Origin of the sequence: Streptococcus mitis (assembly GCF_946190375.1) — a bacterium.
Taxonomy (GTDB): domain Bacteria; phylum Bacillota; class Bacilli; order Lactobacillales; family Streptococcaceae; genus Streptococcus; species Streptococcus mitis_CJ.
Genome location: NZ_CAMIAF010000130.1, coordinates 1 through 243 on the forward strand (window position 1 = coordinate 1; position 243 = coordinate 243).

A 243-nucleotide genomic window follows, 5' to 3' on the forward strand; every position below is an offset into this window, starting at 1 on the left:
GGTACGTTGAGTATATTCCAGCGTCTGACGGCACAGGTGCAACAGCAGCAGACCAGGCACCGCGGCAACGATCGAGAATAAATAGAACAGTGGCCAGCCGTGTGCTTCAACAAACCATCCGGCAATCGGCCCGACGTATACCCGTCCGACGGCAGATAACGCCGACAGCAGGGCAAACTGGGTGGCGGAGAATGACTTGTTGCACAGCGTCATCAGCAGCGCGACAAAGGCCGCGGTGCCCAT

At 58.4% G+C, this 243-nt stretch carries 1 protein-coding gene; it reads right to left on the bottom strand.

All coding sequences use genetic code 11. The annotated features are described in order from the left end of the window. Window positions 1-243: hypothetical protein (locus N8M09_RS11055; protein WP_419991734.1), on the bottom strand; the 243-nt coding region annotated here is incomplete at both ends.